16 protein-coding genes, 1 pseudogene and 1 riboswitch are annotated in these 23977 nt (G+C 36.8%); of the genes and pseudogenes, 13 read left to right on the forward strand and 4 right to left on the reverse strand.

Annotated elements, in window-relative coordinates; all coding sequences use genetic code 11:
- Positions 1–574: 574 nt before the first annotated feature.
- Together FJR38_RS08075 and FJR38_RS08080 are read left to right on the forward strand one after the other, a co-directional pair.
- Positions 575–1366 (forward strand): SDR family oxidoreductase, encoded by a 792-nt coding sequence (locus tag FJR38_RS08075; protein ID WP_168536349.1) that lies wholly within the window; start codon positions 575–577, stop codon positions 1364–1366.
- 382 nt (positions 1367–1748) lie between these two features.
- Positions 1749–2336 carry a Uma2 family endonuclease gene (locus FJR38_RS08080; protein WP_168536351.1) on the forward strand — a complete coding sequence of 196 codons (588 nt, stop codon included), beginning with the start codon at positions 1749–1751 and terminating at the stop codon, positions 2334–2336.
- Between the two features lie 296 nt (positions 2337–2632).
- Here the strand turns inward: FJR38_RS08080 and FJR38_RS08085 are convergent, their stop codons facing one another.
- Positions 2633–4033, reverse strand: coding sequence for a Rieske 2Fe-2S domain-containing protein (locus FJR38_RS08085; RefSeq protein ID WP_168536353.1), 1401 nt, complete (start codon positions 4031–4033; stop codon positions 2633–2635).
- A gap of 118 nt (positions 4034–4151) precedes the next feature.
- Positions 4152–5781 (reverse strand): annotated as a pseudogene (locus FJR38_RS08090) (cation:proton antiporter).
- 88 nt (positions 5782–5869) lie between these two features.
- Positions 5870–5933: riboswitch (Fluoride riboswitch) on the reverse strand.
- 360 nt (positions 5934–6293) lie between these two features.
- Here FJR38_RS08090 and modA point away from each other — a divergent pair.
- The 11 genes from modA (at position 6294) to FJR38_RS08145 (ending at position 18586) form a co-directional block, all read left to right on the forward strand.
- Positions 6294–7103 (forward strand): molybdate ABC transporter substrate-binding protein, encoded by an 810-nt coding sequence (modA, locus tag FJR38_RS08095; RefSeq protein ID WP_168536355.1) that lies wholly within the window; start codon positions 6294–6296, stop codon positions 7101–7103.
- A gap of 182 nt (positions 7104–7285) precedes the next feature.
- Positions 7286–8149: a M48 family metalloprotease gene (locus FJR38_RS08100; RefSeq protein ID WP_168498598.1), complete on the forward strand. Its 864-nt coding sequence runs from the start codon at positions 7286–7288 to the stop codon at positions 8147–8149.
- A gap of 666 nt (positions 8150–8815) precedes the next feature.
- A complete protein-coding gene (locus FJR38_RS08105) occupies positions 8816–10231 on the forward strand; it encodes a SulP family inorganic anion transporter (protein ID WP_168498611.1) in 1416 nt (471 codons plus the stop codon).
- Between the two features lie 43 nt (positions 10232–10274).
- A complete protein-coding gene (locus tag FJR38_RS08110; RefSeq protein WP_168536357.1) occupies positions 10275–11138 on the forward strand; it encodes a universal stress protein in 864 nt (287 codons plus the stop codon).
- 246 nt (positions 11139–11384) lie between these two features.
- Positions 11385–13064, forward strand: coding sequence for a SulP family inorganic anion transporter (locus FJR38_RS08115; RefSeq protein ID WP_168536359.1), 1680 nt, complete (start codon positions 11385–11387; stop codon positions 13062–13064).
- Positions 13065–13184: 120 nt separating this feature from the next.
- A complete protein-coding gene (locus FJR38_RS08120) occupies positions 13185–14150 on the forward strand; it encodes an arsenic resistance protein (RefSeq protein ID WP_168536361.1) in 966 nt (321 codons plus the stop codon).
- Positions 14151–14316: 166 nt separating this feature from the next.
- On the forward strand, positions 14317–14787 hold the full coding sequence (locus tag FJR38_RS08125) for a beta-lactamase hydrolase domain-containing protein (RefSeq protein ID WP_168536363.1): 471 nt from the start codon (positions 14317–14319) through the stop codon (positions 14785–14787).
- Between the two features lie 72 nt (positions 14788–14859).
- Entirely contained in the window at positions 14860–15261 is a 402-nt protein-coding gene (locus FJR38_RS08130) for a heavy metal-responsive transcriptional regulator (RefSeq protein ID WP_168536462.1), read from the forward strand.
- A gap of 3 nt (positions 15262–15264) precedes the next feature.
- Positions 15265–15495: a thioredoxin family protein gene (locus FJR38_RS08135; RefSeq protein WP_168536365.1), complete on the forward strand. Its 231-nt coding sequence runs from the start codon at positions 15265–15267 to the stop codon at positions 15493–15495.
- Between the two features lie 45 nt (positions 15496–15540).
- A complete protein-coding gene (locus tag FJR38_RS08140; protein WP_168536367.1) occupies positions 15541–16557 on the forward strand; it encodes a permease in 1017 nt (338 codons plus the stop codon).
- Positions 16558–17134: 577 nt separating this feature from the next.
- On the forward strand, positions 17135–18586 hold the full coding sequence (locus FJR38_RS08145) for a VanZ family protein (protein WP_168536369.1): 1452 nt from the start codon (positions 17135–17137) through the stop codon (positions 18584–18586).
- A 172-nt stretch (positions 18587–18758) separates the two neighbouring features.
- On the opposite strand, the gene FJR38_RS08150 is transcribed toward FJR38_RS08145, so the two are convergent.
- Together FJR38_RS08150 and FJR38_RS08155 are read right to left on the reverse strand one after the other, a co-directional pair.
- Positions 18759–20576: an EAL domain-containing response regulator gene (locus FJR38_RS08150; protein ID WP_168536371.1), complete on the reverse strand. Its 1818-nt coding sequence runs from the start codon at positions 20574–20576 to the stop codon at positions 18759–18761.
- Positions 20573–23761 carry a PAS domain S-box protein gene (locus FJR38_RS08155; RefSeq protein ID WP_168536373.1) on the reverse strand — a complete coding sequence of 1063 codons (3189 nt, stop codon included), beginning with the start codon at positions 23759–23761 and terminating at the stop codon, positions 20573–20575. Before FJR38_RS08155 ends, FJR38_RS08150 begins: the two co-directional genes overlap by 4 nt.
- Positions 23762–23977: the final 216 nt, after the last annotated feature.

Consider the following 23977-nt stretch of genomic DNA (forward strand, 5'->3'; position numbering starts at 1 on the left):
TCATAAGTATAGGGGATTTATTCATAGGTAGAAGCGGGAAAAAATGGGAAACTCTTGTGCAAATAATTTTTATAAATACATTCCAAATTCAGCAGCATATATTTTTAAATAAGGTAAAAAAATGTGTCTTTTGTAACAAAAATCCCTAAATTGTGAGGGGATCAAGACATTAATGGTTCGGTATTCATAAAAACTTATATAAATTCAGATTGCGATATATATACTTAACGAAAACGACTGTTCAGAAATCCTGATTAAAAAATATTGCAATAACTTGATTTAGTTGCTAATGTGTGTAGGTACGACAGCACTGGTGAATGCTCGGATCATTAGAGAGGTAAAATCAATGAGCTTTATCCATCCTGCCAAAAGTCTTTTATGTTGATTGTTCCCATTATGAGGACAAATAATTTCTGCTTTCGAGAAGCAATAAAGGGGTATTGCAGATGAGCAGAAAAAGGATCTTCGATCGCAACTCGTTGAGAGTTGATTTTAGTTTACCGTTCATCCATCGTCTGACCTTGTGATTGCAAAGAACGCAAAAGGAAGACGAAGAATTTGGAGGTGAAAACCAATGAATATTCAAGGAAAAGTTGCACTAATTACCGGGGCTTCTCGTGGAATTGGCCGAGCGATCGCTTTAGAATTAGCCAAACAAGGAATGAAAAGGTTAATATTGGTAGCACGCGATCGGCAAAAGTTAGCCGAAGTAGCCCAAGAAATCGAAGCTTTGGGCGTAGAAACTACAATCATGGCCTTAGACTTAACTCACTCAATCAACGTCAACATAGCCGTAGCTCAACTTTGGCGCAGTTATGGACCAATTCATCTACTCGTAAATTGTGCCGGAGTCGCACACCAAAATTCATTTCTGCAATCAAAACTTCCCCAACTTCAAGAAGAACTATCCGTCAATTTATTGGGAATGTATACCCTCACCAGCTTGATAGCCAAACGCATGGTTAGTCAAAAAAAGGGGATCATTGTCAATGTCTCCAGTTTAATGGGGAAAGTTGCCGCACCGACAATGGCCACATATTCCGCCACTAAGTTTGCAATTGTCGGATTTACCCAAGCACTACGTCAAGAACTTGCTCAACACAATGTCCGCGTTATTGCTTTACTCCCTTCCCTCACGGAAACAGACATGGTGCGTGACTTGAATTTATTTCATGGAGTAATTCCCATGACACCGGAACAAGTCGCCCAAGCACTCGTTATCGGCATAGAAAACGATACACCAGAGATCTTAGTAGGATGGCAATCTCACTTAGCTGTATTATGCCAACGTCTCGCCCCTTGGTTACTAGAGATCATCATGCAACTAGCAACACCCAAAAAACCATTACCTGATGCTGCGGGATAAAGTTCAACCTATTTGAGTTTTGTTTTGCACCATCTCTTTTAGAGATACTAAACTCCAGTAATAAGCAAAGACACAAAAAACACTTTGCGTCTTTGCTCCCTTCCAAGTTAAAAAATGGTAGATTGGGTGAAGCGACAACGCAACCCAACTAAAAATTTGATAATGTTGATTTTTAGGCTTAACTAAACTTTATTAGCCCATAAATGATGATGAGAAGCAAAGAGAACAATATATGCAAGTAAGACAAGAAATTTTTGATACTTACTGGCGATTTGCTGCTATGCGTCAAGAAGTATTTTTTTGAAATTGATGCAGGTTTAATAACATATTAAATATGAGTAAGCTAACATCAATGGTAAAGCAATAAAAGGATCTAGATATCATGACTATTGCACAAAAAACACGCTACTACTCACCTGAAGAATACCTAGAATTTGAGGTAAATTCAGAACTACGTCACGAATATATTGATGGATTAATTATCCATAAGACAGGCGAAACACCAAATCATAATAAAATAGCTGGTAATTTATATGTTGCCATACATTTTGCCCTCAAATGCCAACCTTATGAAGTCTATGATACTGATCAACGGCTTTGGATTCCTAAACGACAGATTCATATTTATCCTGATGTAATGGTTGTCCAAACTCCCCTAGTGTTTGCAGAAGGAAGAAATGACACTATTACTAATCCAGTGATGATTGCTGAAGTCTTATCAAAATCTACCAAAGGTTGTGATAGAGATGAAAAGTTTGCAGCTTATCGGACTATTGCTAGTTTTCAAGAATATATTTTAATTGACCAATACACAATTCACGTTGAACAATATGTAAAAACTGATAATAGAAAATGGATGTTTTTAGAATATGAAAATATTAACGATACTTTAAATTTAACTTCTATTCCAGGTCAAATTTCTCTGGCTGATATTTATGAAAAAATAGACTTTACCAATGCAGAATCTTAATTATTTGTCAGAATCAGGATATCCAGGATTTTAGGATTTACAGGATGTTGTTTGAAAGTATCATGTTTTGATTTTTGATTGTCCATCTTTATCTGTGTTCATCTGCGTGCATCTGCGTTCAATTATTCTTAATCATACTGTTAAATTACCATTTTTTTAACAAACCACTCTAGACACAGAGAAAAAATATTAGTTATCTTTTAATTCACGCAATTAACTATAAGGATAAAGTTTAAATCAATCCTCTTAATTTCTCTCCGCGTCTCTGCGCCTCTGCGTGCGAAAAAGCAATTCATTTACTCATGTAAATTGCGCGGGGGGATCATTCTTCCTTGATAAAACTGCTTTTCTAATGTATTTAATTTCCACCATGCTGCACCTAATAACAGAGGAATCAATGTTTCTATCATCACTAATAAAATTGATTTTGTTTCCATCAAAAATGCAAATACAGGACTACTAGCTAAAGCGAGGATAGTCAGAACACCACACCAAAACTTTAATTGTTGAATTATCCCTAAAGCCTGGCGACAACTAGCACATTTTTCTGTGTGGGAATGATATCTTTCTAGTAGTAATTCTCTATTTAGTAACCGGGGTGGTAAAGATTCTTCTGGAAATGCTTCTCCATGATATTGATTTACCCATTTACGTAACTCGGACACAAAAGTATCTGCTTTTGTGGCTAGATAAAAGGCTTTATTAAAATTAGGACTACCACCTTTATCCGCTAAATAACGTTCTTGATAATGGAGAAAAATTTGATCATCTTCTAAAACACCATTTTGACCAATATGGACATACCAACGGGGGCGAATTTTAATAAAAAATCCGGGTATTTTAGACTTGAACTTAAAAGGAAATCTGGCAATTATTCGACATTCACCTTTGCGAATCGGGACAGCATAAACAACGGTTAAAATTCTGCCTTTTTCAGCATTAATATCATGCCACATTAAACCAGGAGCAATAAATGTTGTAGAAAGTTTTCCTGATTGTCCAGGTTTTAAACCTTGTTTCCAAATACCTTCAAAACCATATTTTCCAGATTCAACTATTTCTAATTCTAAGGGTGCAGCATTGGCGCGATTTCCAACTGTACGATGATGGGTAAAAGCAATATGGCTGGGATCAAGGATGTTTTCTAATAATGTGAGAGCATCATAAGGAACATCTCTAAAAGTGTTAATAATTACCCATCCTTCCGGTGCTGCTTCTATTGGTTCAACTAGAGGAACTTTCGTATTTACAGCCTTTTCTGGATCACCAGCATAGACAAATAATAATCCTTGTTTCTCGGTTGTTGGTAAGGATGAAACACAAGCTCTTGGAGAAGTTTCTGCTTTTCCACCTGCAACTTGTTGGGGGATTTTTTGACAAGTTCCATCTCCGGAAAATGCCCAACCATGATAAGGACATTCTAATAATCCATCTTCGTTAATTCTGCCTTCGGAAAGGGGTGCAAGACGGTGGGGACATTGATCTATAAATACTTGCCAAGATGCGATTTTTTGATCCCACCAAATGACAATATCTTTACCTAAAAGAGTGAAGGGAGTGGGTTTTGATTTATCTAAATCTTGAAGATAGTGAACTGGATACCATGCTTGGGCTAATTCAAAAGAATCTGGGTTGTTCCCTCCGGGTAATATTTCTGGTAGGGAATTTTCGTTGATAGGAGATTGTGTTTGCACCATTTTCTTTATTGATGAATTTTTCAATAGGGAGTTTTAATTATCTTAACCGCAGATAGAAGATGATGAACGCGGATAAACGCAGATAATTTTGTACTTAGGTATGTGAGTATGTTTGGAGTTATTTCAATTTCTGGTTTTCTAATAAGATGACTGGAATGGGGCTTGTTTCTAAGACTGCTTGTGATACTGAGCCAATCAGCATTTTTTCCCACGGTTGATGTCCGCGTTTTCCCATGACAATTGCAGTGACATGATACTCTTGAGCGATCCGAATAATCTCTTCGGGAACAGTTCCCGTTGTTGTCAAAAACTCATATTTAATATCCGATAGCAATTTTTTAGCTTGTGCTTCTAATTGTTTGATGGCTTGATCATTTGAGATATTAACTATATGTAAAACGATGACTTTACCATGACTACGACGGGCTAAATCTGCTACTTTTGTTAACACTTCAATTGATAAGTTAGAGGTGTCTACGGCAGCTAGGAACAGGGTATGATTGGTAATTGTGACTTTTGTGGGGTCAACTTCTCCTCTAGTTAATAATTTAGGTGCAAAAGCCATAGTTGCCCAAGCTCCTAGAGGTGCAGTGGTTAAAATAGAGAGGGCAGCGATCGCTAAAATGATCTCTCCTCCTGCTATTCCTTGCGCTAGGGGGAATCGCCCCAATGGCAGCTTGTACGGTGGCTTTAGCGGAGTTTCCTGGGAGTAAAAACAGTCTTTCACGCCAATTCCAATTACTACCTAATGTGGATAAATACCAACCGATCATCCGACCAAAAAATAAACCAATTGCTAAAATTAAAATCCCAGGTAAAAGTATTTTTCCTAATACTTGCAGTTGAATAGTTGCACCCAATAAAACAAACAGAAAAATCTCTGCTACTACCCATAAACTATCAAATCCACCGCGCAAACTTCGAGCTAAAGGTGCATCTAATTCTATTAAGAAAAATCCTAAAGCCATTGTTGCCAAATAACCAGAAAAGTAAGGTAAAATGTGAGCAACAATTACCAATAATAAAGCTATTCCAGCCGCAATAATCGTATCTTGGACGGCGTTTTGAGTCCAATTTTGTTTAGTTAATAGAGAAACTAATAACCGTGCAGCTAAGTAACCTAACAAAATTCCTAAGCATATCTGCATGATAATTTGCAGTGGGAGTAATTGCAGAGCATTTAAAGTCAAACCCCCAAACAGGGTAATTTGCTCAACTCCTCCTTTACTCAAAAAACTCAGTAAAAGGCTGAAAACTAATAACAGCAGGACATCAGATAAGGCGCTACCTGTTAAAATAGCATCGGGAATACCTTTCGTGACACCCCAACCTAAACTTTTTAGTCTCAGCATTCCTGGAACGATGACAGCGGGAGATTCGGCACCAATGATACAGCCTAAAAGTAACCCGGTGGGGAAGTCTAATTTAAAAATTACCATAGAGGCGAGGGCGATCGCGATCGCTTCTGTAGTTGCAGGTAAAAATCCCAACCGTAAGGCCACAGTCCCCTGTTGAGCCAGTTTTTCTCTATCTAACCCTAGTCCAGCTTTCATTAAAATGATCATCACTGCCACAGTTCTTAATTCATCGGCAGCATTTAATACATCTGGACTGATGACATTTCCTACTTGAGAACCTAGTATAATTCCTACTAAAATCATCCCAATTAAAGGTGGAGCGCCTAACCGACGGGCAATTTGTCCGCTAAAATAGCCCATCAATAAAATCAAAATGATACTTAATAACATTCCTAACTCCTGAAAGTGCGATTTGTAGACAGATACTTTTTACAGGGGAGTTAGGTTTTAGCCATAGCCTACTCTCCCGCAGCAAGTGGGAAAAGTAGGAACTATCAGCCTTTCAAAAGGCGGTTTTGGCGAGTTCCATCGCCGTTCATAGCTTTATTTAACTACATTACATCATTTTTATCAAATCGCTTGATGCTTAGAATCTTGCAGCACAGTAAACTTAAAGTCTAAGGATAGAAATTATATCATATATTTTGCTCCGCATAACTATATTAACGAAACAATAGGGTTTTTGATAATATAGCTCTATAAATCATATTGTGTTAACTAAACCGATAATAATGAGATATAAAGAATCTAATCCAAAATTTGATAGCTAGTTAGCACTATTTCTAAAAAGAAAATTTTGTTAAGAAAATATGACACAATTACATTGTGTAACAAATAAAAACAAACAATATTACTAGGGTGTATTGTGTATGCAAAGTTTTCTAAAAATTACCTAGTCAATCATGAAATTTAAACTTAAATTTTTCCTAGCTTTTTTCCTAACTTTAGTTTTAATAGCTTGTACACAAACCATCAACTCTAACCCAAAAGTTACTCAATCTATTTCACCAAAGGTAACATTAAATGTTTCGGCGGCTTCTGATCTCAAATATGCGTTTGAGGAAATTGGTAAAACCTTTGAAAAAGAATCGGGAAATAAAATAGTATTTAATTTTGGTTCTACAGGTCAGTTAGCTAGACAAATAGAAAATGGAGCGCCTGTAGATATATTTGCAGCAGCTAATAGAGCATTTATTGAAGAATTAGATAAAAAGGGGTTAATTATTACCGATACAAAACAAATTTATGGGATTGGGCGTATTACTTTATGGACTCGTGAAGACGCAAAACTAAAGATTCAAGATATTAAAGATTTAGTAAAACCAGAAATCAAAAAAATAGCTATTGCTAATCCTGATCATGCACCTTATGGACTTGCTGCAAAAGAAGCATTACAATCGGCGGGTTTATGGGAAAAAGTAAAACCCAAGCTAGTATTAGCGCAAAATATAAGTCAAGCTCGACAATATGGAGAAACTGGGAATGTTGATGTAACTATTTCGGCTTTATCGCTGAGTATTAATAAGCCAGGAAACTGGGTTTTAATTCCTGAAGATTTACATAAACCCCTTGAGCAAATGTTGGCTGTAATTAAAGATAGTAAACATGAATTGCAGTCTCGTAATTTTACAAATTTTATTAACAGTTCACAATCTAGAACTATTATGAAAAAATATGGTTTCATTTTACCAGGGGAAACACCTATCAAATAAAAAAAATAATTTTAGGTGCAAATGGTTTCCCCATTACCAGCGAGAAAACCGTACTTTGACGACAGGTTTTCATCACTGTACCTCAAAGTTGAACTCGATACAATTAGGGAGTGGCTAAAAAGATGCTGTTGTCCAGATAAAGTTACAAAAATTAACACAGCATTAACAGGAGAGTTATTAAGATGGGAAATCAACTGAAAACTGCTATTTTACTAGCTACTTTGAGTGGTTTATTAATAGCAATTAGTTATTGGGTAATTGGTGGTATAGGGGGTTTAGTTATCGGAATTGGGTTAGCCGCAGCAACTAACTTATTCTCTTGGTATCAATCAGATAAGATTGCTTTAGCAGTATATAAAGCCCAACCTGTCACCGCAGCAGAAGCACCGGGACTGTATCGCATCGTTCAAAAACTATCTACCCGTGCGAATATTCCCATGCCGGGAGTATACATTGTTCCTAGCCCAACAGCCAACGCTTTTGCGACAGGAAGAGATCCTGAACACTCTGCTGTAGCTGTCACCGCAGGTATTTTAGATATTCTCCCAGAAGATGAATTAGAAGGCGTAATAGCCCATGAACTTACCCACATTATTAATCGTGATACCTTAACTCAAGCAGTTGCGGCTACCGTCGCTGGGGCTGTTTCTTTCCTAGCGCAAATGCTCAGTTACAGTATGTGGTTTGGTGGCGGTTCACGGGATAATGAAAGAGGTGGAAATTTTTTGGGTGTATTAGCTACAGTTATATTTGCACCCATAGCTGCAACAGTTATTCAGTTGGCTATTTCCCGGACTAGAGAGTTTTCTGCTGATGCTGGTGCGGCCAAATTAACAGGTAATCCTCGCGCATTAGCTAGGGCTTTGCAACGGTTAGAATCTACAGCCAAACAAATGCCTTTGAATGCTAATCCAGCTTTTGAACCATTATTAATTATTAATCCCATTTCTGGGAAGTTTTTGGGAAATCTTTTCTCTAGTCACCCAGCTACTGAAGCACGAGTGGAAGCTTTACTGCAATTAGAAGGTCAAGTTATTGGTCGTTAATAATTTGTTTGTACATATCTATACAAGGTTTCTGGGGTGGGCATTTTTGCTCACCCATTTTTACTTAAGGCTTGCTGAATAAGGCTTACAGACTTTGTGTATTAGCTACTTTTAGTTGCCCAATATTTTTATTATCTCTTGCCGAGATTAACATTTCCATGATATTGTAAAAATTCATAATCAAACGCTTGTTAAACAAGTATTGTTAATATTTTCGTAATTGGTAAAATAAAGTCAGATGTTAAGACCAGAAAAGCTTTTAACCATTAATATACAAAGAAACTGTCCACCCTGAAGATTTAGTTACAACTTTGAGGGTAAAGGTAAGCGCATCAAGTTTCTAAATATGGTTTTAAGTGATTAGCCTTGTCTAAATCTGTTCAATTAAAAATTGATAATTAAAAATTAAAAAAAGCAGCTTACACAAGCTTTTTTAATTTTGCTCCTGGCTACTATTTGTGTTTGAAAATAGCCAAAAATTTCTGTGTAGGTAATTCTGTAATTGCCAAGAATTACGAATTATTAATGACGGAATTATATAGGCAAATGGGATACTTTGAGTGCAAATGATGCACTGACAATTTTAGTTTGATGAAAACGTGAGGAGGAAACTTGAACGGAACAATTTTGAAGCGGGAATGGTTTTTTAACACCCAGCGAGACATTATGGCGGGTGCTGTGGTAGGACTAGCCTTGATTCCAGAAGCGATCGCCTTTTCAATTATTGCCGGTGTCGATCCCAAAGTTGGGCTGTATGCTTCATTTATGATCGCCGTCATCACAGCCTTTTTAGGCGGCAGACCAGGCTCAATTTCCGCCGCTACAGGAGCAATGGCGCTGTTAATGATTGATTTGGTCAAAGATCATGGTTTGCAGTATTTATTCGCCGCCACCTTGTTAACAGGGGTCTTTCAAGTTGTATTTGGGTTGCTCAAACTCGGTCGCCAAATGCGATTTGTCCCCAGGGCAGTAATGATTGGCTATATCAATGCTTTAGCGGTATTAATTTTCCTTGCCCAGTTGCCTCAACTAAGTAATGTCCCACCTACCGTATATGTGTTAACTATATTGTCCTTGGCGATTATTTACATTTTGCCTCGCTTCACTAAAGCAGTTCCCTCACCCTTAGTAGCTTTAGCGGTAATGACAATAGCCGCGATCGCTCTCAAATTAGATGTTCCCACAGTTGGGGATATGGGAGAATTACCCACCGCGTTACCCAGTTTTTCTTTACCCCAAGTTCCATTCACCCTGGAAACATTAAAGATTATTCTCCCCTATTCTCTGACTTTAGCGATCGTTGGTTTGTTAGCTTCATTCCTCACCGCTTCATTAGTAGATGAACTCACAGATACCCCCAGCGATAAAAATCAAGAAGCCAAAGGACAAGGTATTGCAAACATAGTTACTGCCTTTTTTGGCGGTATGGCTGGATGTGGAATGATTGGACAATCAGTTATTAATGTCCAGTCTGGTGGTAGAGGCAGACTTTCAACTTTAGCAGCGGGTATTTTCCTATTAATTGCCATTTTATTTTTGCAAGATTGGGTAAAGCAAATGCCCATGGCTGCCTTAGTTGCTGTCATGATTATGGTGTCAATTGGTACTTTTCGTTGGTCATCGATCAAAAATCTTCCTCGCATTCCCCGCACAGAAACCGCCGTCATGTTAACGACGATGTTTGTAACAATTTTCACCCGAAATTTTGCTTTGGGTGTCGTGACAGGTATCGTCATGAGTACAGTATTTTTCTCTAACAAAATTGCCCAATTGGTATTTGTAGATAAAGTATTAAGTGAAGATGGTTTACATCGCACTTATAAAGTAGCTGGACAGATTTTCTTTTTATCAAGAGATGAATTTCTCGGATTTTTTGATTTTACAGAACTGGTTGATCGTGTCACCATTGATTTAACTCATGCTCATCTTTGGGATCAAGGAGCAGTAGAGGTACTTGATCGAGCAGTGCTGAAATTTCGCCGCAATGGAGCAGAAGTAGAACTCATTGGACTCAATGAAGCTAGTGCTACCTTGCTGAACAAATTAGCAACTTCTCAAAAATCCGGTACTTTGAAAAAGTAGTAGTTTACCTTTTACCCTTTAATTCCCAGAGAATAAAACCAGCATGAAAAATATTTTACTTTGTACCGATGGTTCAGCCTTTGCCGAAAACATTTATAAATATGGAGCTTGGTTTGCTAATCAATTCCATGCGAAAATCAATGTTTTGTTTGTCACCGATATTCGCAGCCAAAAAGTAGTTTCTACTAGTAATTTCAGCGGTAGTCTGGGACTTGGTGCTTCTGAAGAATTACTAAATGAATTAGTGAATTTAGAACATGAAAAAGCCAAACTAAACAATAAACGAGCAAGATTGATTTTACAAAATGCCGCTGAAACTCTTAAAGCAGAAGGCTTAGAAAATTTTAGTGTCACCAATAAAACTGGGTTCCTCGTGGATTGTTTTCAAGAATTTGAAGAAAATGCCGATTTGATTGTTTTAGGTAAACGGGGAGAAGCCGCAGATTTTGCATCTGCACATTTAGGAGCAAATGTAGAGCGAATTGTCCGTAGTACCAAAAAACCGTGTTTAGTTACCACCCGTGAATATAGACCCATCGAACGAATTTTAGTTGCTTATGATGGTAGTTTAACAGGGAAAAAGACACTAGAATTTTTAGTCAATTCTCCTTGTTTTCACAATTTAGAAATACATCTGTTGAAAGTAACTAAAAATGAAACATATTCCAGGGCAGAAAACAGAGTCAATGAAGCTAGACATATTTTAGAATCAGCAGGTTTGAAGATAATTTCTGATATTAGAGAAGGTGAATCAGAAGAGGTAATTAATAAATATATTTCTGAGCATAATATCAGTTTTTTACTGATGGGAGCTTACGGACATAACCGCATTCGTCATTTAGTAATTGGTAGTACAACAGCCCAATTACTGAGAAGCAGCAATATTTCTGTTTTACTGTTTCGTTAAAAGGTTATTGGCAAAGTGGTTATTGATTATCTGATGCACTTATTTATCCCCCTTAGTCCACCTTGAACAGAAAGGGAAAAAAGCAGTTATAGAGTAGGTTGGGTTGTATAGAACCAAACCCAAAATGATCAAAAATTCTGTTGGGTTTTGCTGTTGCTCAACTGGTGCAAATAAGTATTTCTTATCTGTTCCCTGTTCCCTTTTTTTGTAATCAAGCTAAAAATTCTAATTCAGAGCAATAATACAGTGTCCATCAACCTAATTAACAAAATTCATTTTCGCAATTGGCGCGGCGACCTTTTTGGTGGCTTAACTGCGGCCATTGTCGCTCTACCCTTAGCCCTAGCCTTTGGGGTTGCGTCCGGTGCTGGGGCGATCGCTGGACTCTATGGTGCTATTATTGTCGGCTTTTTTGCTGCTCTATTTGGGGGAACACCAGCCCAAGTTTCAGGACCCACCGGACCAATGACTGTAGTGGTGACAACCGTGATTGCTACTTTAGTGGCGCGTCATCCCGATACAGGGTTAGCAATGGCATTTACCGTAGTCATGTTGGGTGGGCTACTACAAATTCTATTTGGGGTGATGCGCCTGGGACAATACATCACCCTCCTGCCCTACACGGTCATTTCTGGGTTCATGTCCGGGATTGGCGTAATTATCATTTTGCTGCAATTACCCCCCTTGTTGGGTCATACAGGAACGGGTGGCGTAGTCACAACTTTGCAAGAACTACCTACCTACCTGAGTAATCCTAACTGGGTGGCTGTCGGGCTGGGATTACTAACTTTGCTGATTGTTTTTATTGTTCCTACCAAACTAAATCGGATTTTACCGTCCCCTTTATTGGCTTTGGTGGTGGTAACAATTATCTCAGTGGTGGTATTCAAAGATGCAAATGTGGCTCGCATTGGTGAAATTCCCAGGGGATTACCTACCTTCCGAATGCCCACCTTTAGTATCCGCGAGTTAGCAGATATGCTTCGGTATGGGCTGATGTTAGGGGTATTGGGAGCGATCGATTCTCTGTTAACTTCCTTGGTGGCTGATAGTATTTCCCGCACTCAGCATGATTCTGATAAAGAATTGATTGGCCAGGGGATTGGTAATATGTTGGCGGGGTTATTTGGGGGTTTACCTGGTGCTGGTGCGACTATGCGGACGGTGGTGAATGTCCAAGCTGGGGGAAAAACGCCTTTATCTGGGATAATTCACGCTTTTGTACTGCTGTTAGTCGTGTTTTGGGCAGGTCCGTTAACGGCGCAGATTCCTAATGCCGTGCTGGCAGGATTATTGTTGAAGGTAGGTATTGATATTCTTGATTGGGGGTTTATCAAACGTGCGCCCCGTATTTCTGTCAAGGGTACGGGATTGATGTATCTGGTGTTGATTTTAACGGTATTTGTGGATTTGATTACGGCGGTATTAGTAGGCGCGTTTATTGCTAATGTCCTGACTATTAAACGGTTAAGTGATGTCCAAAGTGATAATATTCAAGTCATTACTGACTCGATTGGAAATCATAATCTCACTCCCACTGAGCAGGAAATCCTCACCCAAGCAAAAGGGGATATTCTATTACTGAAATTGGGGGGACCAATGAGTTTTGGTGCGGCTAAAAGTATCTCTCGGCGGATGACGTTGGTGCAGAACTATCAAGCCCTGGTGTTAGATTTGAGTGAAGTTCCCAATATTGGCATTACGGCGGCGCTGGCCATTGAATCTATTGTCGAAGATGCGATCGCTCATCATCGTCACGTTTGGATAGTTGTCACCGCTGAACAAGTGCAGCAGCGAATTTCCCAACTTGATTTACAGCGATTCTGTAAGGATCATCGAACACAAAATGAGTCCTTGTCAGCCCAAATTAGTCAGGGAGAAAGCCGCTTGCAGGCATTAGAATCTGCATTTTCCCTAATTCAGTGATATCTTTTTACAATACTATTGCCAATTTTCCCAAATATGTCTGAAACCCAATAAAATCGTGACGATATCAATAGGGTTTCAGGGGTTTGGCAATAGTATTGTTAGCTCCCAAGTATAATAATGCCATTATTTGACAAGACGCAGCCATTGTTAGTATTGCTTTCAGTTTTTGTGGGATTGGGATTAGCTCAGATAAGATGGTTTGCTAATCTAGCCCCAGAGATAATTGTGCCGTTATTGGCTTTGATGCTGTATGCAACTTTCCTATCAATACCTTTAAAGGACTTTGGACGGGGGTTACGGAATTTTAAAGTGGCATCAACAAGCCTGATCATTAACTTTTTCTGGACTCCCATCTTCACTTGGGGTAATGGTTATCTATTTTTGCAAGATAGCCCCGATTTAAGGGTGGGGCTAATTATGTTGATGGTTACACCTTGTACTGATTGGTATCTTCTTTTTACAGGTATTGCGCGTGGAGATGTGGCTTTAGCAACTGCCCTACTACCACTAAATCTAGTGTTACAAGTTATTTTGCTACCAGTGTACCTATTGATTTTTGCCGGGACATTGGTAGAGATCAACTTGATTCAACTTTTTGATAGTTTGTTTTGGGTATTAATTTTACCTTTGTTTGTAGCAACCATTTCCCGACAATTAATTCTCAGTTGGAAAGGTGATATTTATTTTCAGCACGTGGTTGCAAAGATGGCAATATTTCAAGTAATCTGCCTTAATTTAGCGATCGCTACCATCTTCGCTTCACAAGGAAAGGTAGTCATACAGCATCCAGAATTAATATTTCAGCTTTTTATCCCTGTTGTTCTGTTCTTCGTGGTTAATTTTGTCTTAGCTCAATTGGTGGGACGTTACTTAAGGTTGTCATACCAAGAGGTTGCTTGTCTTAGCTGCACCACTTTGGCTCGTAATTCCCCACTTTCCCTAGCAATTGCTGCTTCTGCATTTCCCCAGCGTCCTTTAATTGCTCTTGTCTTAGTCATTGGCCCCTTGATTGAATTACCAATTATGGTTTTAATTTCTCAGCTACTACTGCTGATACGACGACGAGGGCAATGGCAGCAGTAAACTAAGTGTTTATGAGTGCATCAAAAATAACTGCATTGATATACAAAGCTTCTTAATCAAACTATTCAGTAGACAATGTTTTACTAAAACTTCCAGATCCCCCTTGACCTTATACCAATGTATAGGGTTTAAGATTAGCTCACTGAATTTTGAATAATAGCAACTTATGGAAAACATCAAATATATCAACCAAGACCTGGCCATTTTCTTAGGACAACCTTCAGTTACAGAGTTACAACAAGCGGCTGAGTCTGGATTTAAGTCGGTACTAAATTTAAGAGCGCCTCAAGAAGAAGACTTTTGCAGTGATGAACAACAATCTGCGGAAGTTGCAGGACTCAACTATGTGAATATTCCTCTCCGTCCTGAACTCCTGAGTGACGAACTCATTGATCAGATATTGACTCAAATTGATCAATTACCCACACCTATACTTACTCACTGCAAAACTGGTTTACGTGCTGTTACGGCTGGATTAATGTACATTGCTACCCGTGAAGGGATGACTGCGGCAGCGGCCTTTGCTAAAGGTGAAGAACTGGGTTTTAACTATGATGACAAACCACGAATGAAACAGTTTTTACCTAACTACATTGCCACACATTCAAAATCATCCGTAGAACAGGACAAAATTTAACAATTCGACCCTTGACTTTATACTCAGGTATAAGGTTTAGAATCAACATACTTGAGTCGAGAGGGTAACGAAATGCTGCAAGTTGGTGAAATATGCCGCAAATTGGGGTTAAATCCCCAAACCCTTTACTTCTATGAGCGCATTGAGTTAATTCCGCCTCCACAGCGTACAGAATCTGGTTATCGTCTGTTCAGTGACAAAGATGTAGAACGCCTAGCTTTTATTAGTCGGGCAAAAGCATTAGGGTTGAGTCTGGATAACATCAAAGATATTTTGACACTGAAAGAGGGGCAGTCTCTAACTTGTCAAGCAATGCACGAACGATTATCCAAAAAATTGCAGGAAATTGAAGATAACATTCGACAACTTCAGGAATTACGAGATGAATTATTACCCTTAGTTAATCATTGTCTTCAAAAATCCGAAGTTGCCGATCCCAATCATGAATGTGTCATTTTAGAAAAGGTGGAATAAATCATGTTGAAAGTAGAAATTCTGGGTACAGGTTGCAAGAAATGCCATCAGCTAGAAGCCAATGTGCAAGAGGCACTTACTACTCTTAAACTAGATGCTGAAGTTACACAGATTACAGATCCAATTGCAATTGCTCAACGGGGTGTGATGAAAACTCCGGCTTTAGCAATTAATGGCAAAGTGGTTAGTAAAGGTCAAGTTTTACCCCCTGATCAAATCCAGAAACTTTTGTAGTGAAACTCTACATTTTTTTACTGCAATTATTGGGGGTATTTTCTTATGTTTGATCCATTCTATCCTTATGATTGGTTAGCAACCCAAATTGTTACCCGACTTTTAGGGCTATCAATAGATTCACATTTGGGATCAAGTTTGCATTTTTTCTTTTACGATGTTCCTAAAGTATTGACATTGTTACTAACAATTAGCTTTATAATAGGTACATTTCAAAGTTTTCTCGAACCCGAAAGAGTCCGGTTTTGGTTGGGTGGAAAACGCACATTTATTGGTAATATTATGGCAGCAACAGTAGGAATTGTTACGCCATTTTGTTCCTGTTCTGCCGTGCCTTTATTTATCGGATTTTTAGAAGCTGGTGTACCTTTAGGAGTAACTTTTTCCTATTTAATTTCTGCCCCAATGGTAAATGAAGTGGCTGTAGTTTTATTGTGGGGGTTATTCGGTTTTCGTGTGACACTTTTGTATATTGCCTTTGGTGTGGGATTAGCGATCGCCGCAGGTTATATTATTGGTTTGCTAAAACTAGAAAAATGGGTAGAACCCTTTGTTTGGGAACTCCAAAAAGCCAGACGTGAACAGCCAAATAATGAAGATGATGATTTGCAAATCACTAAATTAACATGGGGTGATAGATGCAAACAAGGACAGTTTCAATCTACCGAGATTTTTAAGTCAGTTTGGATATATGTAGTTATTGGTATCGGTGTGGGCGCGGGTATTCACGGGTATGTTCCCACAGAATTTATCACCCGTTGGGCTGGTGCAAATAACCCTGTAGCTGTTCCCATTGCTGTAATTCTGGGTGTTCCTCTCTATGCTAATGTGGCTGGAGTTTTACCCATTACTGAAGCCTTAGTTAACAAAGGAATGCCCCTGGGAACGGTGCTATCTTTTACAATGGCGGTTACAGCTTTATCATTTCCTGAGATAGTTATTCTCAAAAAGGTACTACGACCCCAATTGCTAGTAGTTTTTATTACATTTATGACCTTTGGGATTATTAGCATCGGTTATCTATTTAATTTCCTACTCACATTAGGAATCACCAGTAATTAAATATGCGTTATCCAAAAATTTTGTAGAGACGTTACATGAAACGTCTCTAAGAGTATTCCAAGTAAAAAAATGCCCAATTGTCATTGCGTTCGCGGAGCGTGGCGTTAGGCATATGGAGCGGAGCGGAATGAAGCAATCTCTGGTTTTGGATCATTTATTGTTTGGAACACTCTAAATAGATTTAAGAGTTTGAAAAGTTGGAAAAGGTATAATTTGTCATTCTGTTAGCGAAGCGTGGCGTTAGCCATTTCTGACAATTTCCCTAACTAGCAACTTACGTTAAGTAAGGATGATTATTATTCTGTGTAGCCTCATATAAAAGTTTAAGTGTGTCTATTTTTCAGTATAGATACGCTTTTTTTATAAATTTATCTTCATAGCAGCTTTATCAAATATTTGTAATTTATTTTCCCATTATTATAGCTTTGTTAATAATATAAAAAAGGTTCAGTTTTCATAATTAACCTTTAACAGCTAATTAATCGTTTAACTCTTTAAAATATGTATGTAATTTTACCAAAATAAGTTTTTGTATCTCTCAACACAATTATCTAATTTCTTGAGTAAATTCATATCCATGAAGAACTTTTTTTTGTTAACTATTAGTATCTTGGCTATTCTCATAGCTACACTTTATCCGTTTGATTTTTATCCTCTAGATAATTTTTCCAAACAAACAATTATTACCAGTTTCGATAATGCTAGTTCTTTTGAAGACTTAGTAAACAATATCTTACTATTTATGCCTTTAGGCTTTAGTGCTACTGTCTGCTTGCGTAAAATAAATATGCAGCGAATAAGTAAATTATTTACCGTCATATTTATCAGTGCTGGTTTATCAGTTACCGTTGAAATTCTGCAAATGTTTCTTCCTTCTAGATCACCTACTCCTAACGATATTGTTAATAATATAATAGGTGGGATTGTCGGTATAATTTGTTTTTATATATTGAACTCACAAAGCTTTATTTCTATCTTGTCTTCTGTAGAAAGTAGTAGTATCAAAAATTCTTTTAAAAAGATAACATTATTGTTTTTTGGATATATACTGCTGCCATTTTTAATTTTAATTCCTTGGCAAAGAACAATACATTTAAGTAATTGGAATCTAACTTATCCACTATTAATTGGTAATGAACAAACAGGTGATAAACCTTGGCATGGATATATCTCAGAAGTTAATATTGCTGATAAAAAACTTTCTGAGCAAGATATTTCTGGATTATTTAATAATAAAAATAACTTAAATAATATCAAAGATTCTTTAATAGGTTCTTATCAATTAACTGAGAAAAAAGGCTATCAAGATCAAATTGGAAAACTGCCTGAACTCTTACCACAAGGACAGTCACAAAAAATTGTAGATGAGAAAGGTATTGCTTTGAGTTCTAGCTATTGGTTAAAAACAGAAACTCCTGCTAAATTATTAAACAAAAGAATTAGGAAAACTTCTCAATTCACAATAATTACTAATCTTTCTACTGCTGATACAACTCAAACAGGTCCAGCACGTATAATCTCACTTTCATCTGGTATGCTTCAGCGCAATTTTACTTTAGGACAACAGGGAGAAAATCTAGATTTACGGTTAAGAACACCAATTACTGGAGAAAATGGCACAGATATAAGATTAAGTATCTCTGATATTTTTACAACGACTAACTCCCATTATATAATCATTACTTATGCTCAAGGAATTCTCAATGTATATATAGATAAATTCTCTAATTTGTTATCTTTCAATTTATTGGAATTAATTCCTCTAGAACAGAAATTGTTTTACTATGCTCTAACTTTTATGCCTTTAGGAATTTGCTTAATGTTTCTAACTATTGTGTCTAAGAAAAAGTTACGTTTTTCTAGGTTTGTGCTACCTATTGGCATATTCCTACCCTCTTTATTAGTCGAAAGTATTTTGATAATTGATACAGACAAAAGTGGTAGTTGGAAAAATATATTACTTGGTATATTTTTCACAGGTGGCACTATGTTGATATTACAATTACGGGCTTTGTTCTTAAGCAAATAATTTTGGTTCTTCGGTACTTGTTAGGGACTTCCAAAAAAAATAAATTATCCGGATTAACTAACCGCAGAGGCGCAGAGAACGCAGAGGAATGAGAGTTTGAGTGGTCACTGAGCTTGTCGAAGTGAGATTTTTTGCGTTAGGTGGTTGAGTGTTTTTTCTATTTGGAAGTCCTTTACCACTGGAGTTTTGATTTTAGAATATCGGTAGCAGATTTTACATTTAAAGGTTTAGAGAAAAAATAGCCTTGGCCAAAATCACAGCCTAAATTTCGCAGTTTCGATAATTGTGCGGCTGTTTCTATACCTTCAGCGATCGCTTTCATCTTGATTGTATGAGCTAGTTGAATGATTGTCGAAACTAATCCCATATCTTTGTCACTGCTATCTAAAAAATCAATAAAGCATTTATCAATTTTGAGGATGTTTACAGGAAATTTATGTAAATAACTTAAGGAGGAATATCCTGTGCCAAAATCATCAATAGATAATTGAATTTGTGAATCGCGGAGTTGTTGGAGAATTTTTGTAGCAACTTCTCTATTTTCCATGATTGCACTTTCAGTAATTTCTAATTTTAAATTTTGGGGATTTAAGTTATTTTTTCTCCAGCTACTATCAATAATTTCTAGTAAATTGGGTTGAGAAAATAGTCGAACGGAAAGGTTAACACTCATATAAATTGATTCATCGGCTATTTTTTGTTCTTGCCATTTGCGTAATTGACAGCAAGCTATATTTAATACCCAATTATCTATTTCACTAATTAAACCTATTTCCTCAGCTACGGGAATAAAATCCATGGGAGAAATCATTCCCAAAGTAGGATGTTCCCAGCGAACTAAGGCTTCAAAGCCATTAATTTTACCTGTAGATAAAGAAACTATGGGTTGATAGTAAACAATAAATTCTTTTTTATCAATTGCTCTTTTTAAATCATTTTCTAACTGCAAAGTTTTGATAGCTTGTTCATACATATCTGGGTTAAAAATACAATATCTAGATTTACCTAATGATTTAGCTTGATACATAGCAGTATCTGCATCTCTGAGGATTTCTTGCGGATTAGAATATTTACTATTGCTTAAAACAATGCCGATACTGCCGTTAATAAATACTTCTGCTCTCGATAATTGAAAAGGAGATGAAAACTGCTGAAGAATTTTTTCGGATATTTCCTGAGCATAGTTGATATCTTCAACATTATCTAATAAGATCGCAAATTCATCTCCTCCTAATCTGGCTAGAATATCAATATCTCTCATCAGAAATTGTAGTCTTTTAGCTATGGCTATGAGTAATTCATCTCCTACCAAATGCCCTAGAGAATCATTAATAATTTTAAAGCGATCGCAATCTAAAAATAATACAGAAAATTGATAATTAGCATTTTCTGAAGCTAGTTTAATTCCCTCTTCTAATTTATCCATTAGAAAAGTTCTATTATATAAATTTGTCAATGGATCATGTAAGGCTCTATGTAGTAGTTTGTCTTGCAATCTCTTTCTTTCTATTAATTCTTTTTGTAGTTCTTGATTAGCTAATTCTAGCTCTAAAGTTCGTGCGTTTACTCTGGCTTCTAATTCCTGATTAAGGTTAATAATTTTTGTTTCTGCTATTCTGAGTTTGAGTTGATTTTTTACCCGAATTAAAACTTCTTCGGGATGAAATGGTTTAGTTATATAATCAACTCCACCAACTTTAAAAGCTTTGACTTTATCAACAACATCATTAATCGCACTGAGAAAAATTACTGGAATTTTACAGGTTTTATCATTAGCTTTTAAGCGTTGACAGACAGTATATCCATCTATTTCCGGCATCATGATATCTAGTAAAATTAAATCTGGTAACAGATGCTCACAAGCAGTAATAGCCATTTCTCCATCTAAGGCTTTGCGAACATGATAACCCTGATTTGTGAGAATTTTAGACAGAAATCTTAAGTTATCTGGTGTATCATCAACAATGAGAATATCTGCGGATTGTGTCATAATTTTTCTGGCATTAATTCCATAATTTTTTTAAACTGAAAATCTAGGGCTAAGTCTTTAATAAAGTTAGCAAAACTATTATTCTCCGGTGCTATTTGATTGATTAATTTCAAAACTTTATCATCATTGCACTGAGCAGCAGCCTGATTTAATTGAGTTAACCATGCTCTGGGCATTGTTAATAACATAGCAATTACCTCTGCCTCAGACATTTTTTGGACAGGTGCAGATGCTATATCTGGACTTACATTTTCATAAACATACTCTACACCTAAATGTTCACTAATTTGTTCTAATAAAGCTGGCACGTGCAATGGTTTAGAAAGAAAATCATCACAACCTGCGGCTAAGATTGCTTGGCGGTTTTCTTCAAAAATACTAGCAGTTAAAGCTAATATTTTAGTATTTTTTCCCTGGGGTGTGTTTTTAATAATTTTAGTAGCAGTCAAACCATCTGTTATGGGCATTTGGATATCCATAATAATTAAATGTGGTTGCCAAGTACGCCAACAATTAACTGCTTCTTCACCATTTTCAGCTTCGTACACAGTAAAGCCAATTTCTTTTAATAATTTGACTAATAATAAACGACTATCGGGGATATCTTCAGCAACTAAGATTATATATTCAGACTGATGCGGAGCAATACTAATTACTTTTTCTCCTATTAAAGGGATTTTAACATTGCTGGCTGCGGATTCTTCGATAGTTACATCAAATGTAAAGGTACTACCTACTCCTAATTGACTATTAACTTGAATATTTCCGCCCATTAGTTCTACATATTTACGACTAATAGCCAAACCTAAGCCTGTACCTTGTTGATATTTACGACCGATTTCTGTTTGTTTAAAGGATTGAAATAGTAATTTAATTTCTTCTGGGGAAATCCCAAAACCAGTATCAGAAACTTCAAAAGTTAGTTTTTTATAAACAGGATTGTTTTCTCCATATTCCATGATCCAATTTTGTTTGACTTGTAAATTCACTCTACCTTTTTCGGTGAATTTAATGGCGTTTCCTAACAAATTTAATAAAACTTGCCGGATTTTTCCTTCATCTCCATAAATATAAGCAGGAATATCAGGAGCATAGTCAAATTTTAATTCTAACCCTTTAGATTCTGCTCGCAATTTGATGAAGTTATATAAGACGTTAAGAAAATCATGAAAATTAAAGCTGTGTTTATTAAGTGTGGTTTTACCAGCTTCGATTTTAGACATTTCTAGAATGTCATTAATAATTGTCAGTAGATGTTCACCGGCACGATTGATAATTTTTAGGTTTTCCTGATGTTCATTGGATAGTTTTGTGTCACGACTCATAACTTGGGTAAAGCCCAGAATCGCATTCAGAGGTGTTCTGAGTTCATGGCTCATATTCGCCAAAAATTCTGATTTAGCGTGACTCGCGGCATCAGCAGCTATTAAAGCATTTTGTAATGCTATGGATTGTTTTTGAGTCTGTTCTAATAATTCGGCTTGCTGTAGAGCAACTCCTAATTGATTAGCAATTTGGACTACTATTTTTATTTCTGCTTCTTTCCAGTGACGGGGATGGGAATTTTGATAAATTGCGAGTAGTCCCCAAATTTTATTACTATAAAATATCGGCACAATAATATATGCTCTAGCTTGAAACTGTTCTAAAAGTTGTAGATAACAAGTATCAAAGTTAGCTTCATAAATATCTTCGATAACGCGGTAAGTGACACCTTGACTATAAACACCACCTTTGGTTCTTTGTAGATAAGTATCTTTGACTAAGTTTAAATCATCTTCAATATTATCATCTTTTGCGTTGCTATCAAAATCTTTAACTGTACAACGCTCATTTGCAAGAGCATTTTCCTGAAATTTAGGGTTATTATTTTGTTCATCCCAGAGGGAAATCCAGTCACTACCAACAGATTCAGCGATGAATTCTCCACTCCAATCAGAGCGAAAACGATAAACAACAACGCGATCGCAATGAATCACTTGTCTTAGTTCGGATGTTGTCGCAGTAAAGATAGTTTTCATATCTAATGTTTGCCGCATTCTCTGAATTGCTTTAGCTAGTGCTTTTTCTCTTTCAGCACTTTCTTGTAATGCTGATTCAATTTGTCGGCGGCTAGTAATATCATCAGAAATAGATAGTATATGGGTAATTTCACCTTGATTGCTAATGGGAACTTTTAATGTTCTTAGCAACATTTTTCCTTGAAAGTAGCTATTGACTGTTTCTTCAGAAGTTTGTAATTCTTGATTGTGGTTCAGGGTTTCTAGGAGCGGTGAAAGAAATATATCACTTTTTTGGGTGGTTAATAATTCATTGACATTATGATTAATAGTATCTTTACTTTTTAAACCAAATATATGCTCACAAGTTTGATTCCAAATTACAAAACGGTAATCTTTTTTGACATCTTGAACATTAAGTGCTAAGGGGATATTTTCGATGATACTTGTCAAAAATTGTCGGGATTCTTGCAGTTCTTGTGCTAGTTGTTTATGTTCGGTAATATCGGCATGAGAACCGCTGAGTCTATATGGTATACCTTTTTGATCCCGTAAGGAAACACCCCGTGCGAAAATCCAACGATAAGAACCATCTTTATGTCGAGCGCGGAATTCTATTTCATAAATGGGAATTTTATTTTCTAGGTATTGATTTAAAATTGACATGACTTGTTCTTTGTCTTCTGGATGCAGGCTTTGTTGCCATGTTTCTATGGTATTAGGTAGTTCTTGATCTTCATAACCTAAGATACTTTTCCAACGAGGAGAAAAATAAATTTTTCCTGTATCAATTTCCCAATCCCAAATGCCTACATTTGTTCCTTCGAGAGCTAAAAAGAAACGATTTTCGCTGGCTTTTAAGGCTTTTTGTTCGCTTAATTTAAATGTAAAGAGTTTGTTTAATAGGATTGCTATTCCAAAGGCAATGATTACTTCTATCCAAGATAGGGTGGTAATATTGTCGGTAATTAATAATGGTTGTTGCAAGGTGAGCATGGCTATGAAGTGCATTAACCAAATACAACTTGCCATTGTTATCATACTAGTGCAGATCCAGAGCGATCGCCATTTTGGTAATAATTCAGCAGAAAGTCGTTCTACTAAATTGATAGATGTATAAGCAGCTATAACCGCAGCTATGAAAAGCATGAGGATGAGAATAGGTTGATTATTACCAATAATCATTGAGTATACCAAGATAAGCTGTTGTGATTATAGTAGAAATTTTCTTCTTGGGTGCAGACACTGCACCTTTACAAACAAAGGGAATAGGAAATAGGGGTGTTGCTGATTAAGAGTATGATTTTGTTTCACGCAGAGGCGCAGAGTCTACAGAGAGTAAGAGTTTGAAATCATTGATTTTTGAATTTCATACCCTAATTCAGCAACGCCGAAATAGGG

Origin of the sequence: Anabaena sp. UHCC 0253, assembly GCF_009712085.1 — a bacterium.
Lineage (GTDB): Bacteria > Cyanobacteriota > Cyanobacteriia > Cyanobacteriales > Nostocaceae > Dolichospermum.

Coding starts and splice junctions, on each gene's coding strand:
- FJR38_RS08075 (WP_168536349.1), top strand. CDS start 575: ATGAATATTCAAGGAAAAGTTGCACTAATTACCGGGGCTTCTCGTGGA.
- FJR38_RS08080 (WP_168536351.1), top strand. CDS start 1,749: ATGACTATTGCACAAAAAACACGCTACTACTCACCTGAAGAATACCTA.
- FJR38_RS08085 (WP_168536353.1), bottom strand. CDS start 4,033: ATGGTGCAAACACAATCTCCTATCAACGAAAATTCCCTACCAGAAATA.
- modA (WP_168536355.1), top strand. CDS start 6,294: ATGAAATTTAAACTTAAATTTTTCCTAGCTTTTTTCCTAACTTTAGTT.
- FJR38_RS08100 (WP_168498598.1), top strand. CDS start 7,286: ATGGGAAATCAACTGAAAACTGCTATTTTACTAGCTACTTTGAGTGGT.
- FJR38_RS08105 (WP_168498611.1), top strand. CDS start 8,816: ATGGCGGGTGCTGTGGTAGGACTAGCCTTGATTCCAGAAGCGATCGCC.
- FJR38_RS08110 (WP_168536357.1), top strand. CDS start 10,275: ATGAAAAATATTTTACTTTGTACCGATGGTTCAGCCTTTGCCGAAAAC.
- FJR38_RS08120 (WP_168536361.1), top strand. CDS start 13,185: ATGCCATTATTTGACAAGACGCAGCCATTGTTAGTATTGCTTTCAGTT.
- FJR38_RS08125 (WP_168536363.1), top strand. CDS start 14,317: ATGGAAAACATCAAATATATCAACCAAGACCTGGCCATTTTCTTAGGA.
- FJR38_RS08130 (WP_168536462.1), top strand. CDS start 14,860: ATGCTGCAAGTTGGTGAAATATGCCGCAAATTGGGGTTAAATCCCCAA.
- FJR38_RS08135 (WP_168536365.1), top strand. CDS start 15,265: ATGTTGAAAGTAGAAATTCTGGGTACAGGTTGCAAGAAATGCCATCAG.
- FJR38_RS08140 (WP_168536367.1), top strand. CDS start 15,541: ATGTTTGATCCATTCTATCCTTATGATTGGTTAGCAACCCAAATTGTT.
- FJR38_RS08145 (WP_168536369.1), top strand. CDS start 17,135: ATGAAGAACTTTTTTTTGTTAACTATTAGTATCTTGGCTATTCTCATA.
- FJR38_RS08150 (WP_168536371.1), bottom strand. CDS start 20,576: ATGACACAATCCGCAGATATTCTCATTGTTGATGATACACCAGATAAC.
- FJR38_RS08155 (WP_168536373.1), bottom strand. CDS start 23,761: ATGATTATTGGTAATAATCAACCTATTCTCATCCTCATGCTTTTCATA.